Raw genomic sequence first — 1,091 nt, 5'->3', positions numbered from 1 at the left:
TTGTCGGTGTGCACCTCCGCGTTCACCGGCCCCACCACCGTCGCGCTCTGGATGCCGGGCAGAACCGGCTTGGGCGTCAGCCGCAGCGGCCGGAACGGCCGGTCGTCCCGCATCGCGCGGAACACGACCATCACATTGCGGCCCTGGCCGCTGCTGTCCGGCCCGTCCTGCAAGAAGGTCAGCTGGCTGGCAGCCACGTAGTAGCGGCGGTTGCGCGCCGCGTCCGGATGGCCGTCCAGCGTGAAGGCGCCGCCGGTGGCCAGGCCGCGGGCGTTGGCGGTGCCGGTCAGTTGGTGGGAATCCGCCTGCAAGGCCTCCAGCCGCAGCCGCGCCAGCCGGTCGCCGCCGGCCTGGTCGCTGTAGCCGGCGCCGTAGTCGTAATGCTCCAGCCGGATGCCGTCCAGGCTGGCCTGGGTTTCCTGGGCGTCGCTGTCCAGCCGGTTGGACGGCGCGTGGTAGTCGAAGTCGCGCAGCGCGACATTGGTCGGCCGCACCCGCCGCGTGCGTTGCAGCCGCTGCACGCCTTCGCGGCCCGGCACCGGGCGGAATTCGTCGCCGTCCGGCAGGAAGCGCAGCTGGCCGTAGCCGGCGGACAGATCGTCGAAGCGCTGGGTGTCGGACAGCACCACCACGTGGCGCTCCGGCTGATGCTCGATCCAGAAGTAAATGCCTTCGTCTTCCAGCAGGCGCTTGACGAAGTCGAGGTCGGACTCCAGGAACTGCACGCAGTATTCGCGCGGCTCGTAGGCGTGTTCCAGTTCGAAGCGGAAGTCCGGCCGCTGATGCTCGCCGAACACCTGCTCGACGATCTGCGGCACCGTCAGCTGCTGGAACACGCGGCAGTTCTGGTTCTCGGCCAGGAAGGACAGCCAGCTGCCCAGTTCCAGCGTATAGGTGTAGCTGTCCTGGGTCTGGCCGCTGTCGTAGCCGCCCAGCACCTGGCAATGGAAGGGCCGGACGCCCTCGTCGCCCAGGTCGATGTCCACCGTCAGCTGCGAGCCCAGCAGGCCGTCCAGATCCAGCGCCGGATCGGCGCAGGCGATGTCGAGCTGGTAGCTGGGCTCTTGCGACAGGCGCTCGTCCGCCTTGAA

At 69.2% G+C, this 1,091-nt stretch carries 1 protein-coding gene; it reads right to left on the bottom strand.

What is annotated here, in order from left to right; genetic code table 11:
- Window positions 1-1,091 (bottom strand): type VI secretion system Vgr family protein (locus JW897_RS24085; protein WP_205467929.1); only part of this gene is annotated, 1,091 nt, incomplete at both ends.

It is taken from the genome of Chromobacterium alkanivorans, from assembly GCF_016937655.1.
Lineage (GTDB): Bacteria > Pseudomonadota > Gammaproteobacteria > Burkholderiales > Chromobacteriaceae > Chromobacterium > Chromobacterium alkanivorans.
This window is presented reverse-complemented; position numbering and strand designations above follow the sequence as displayed.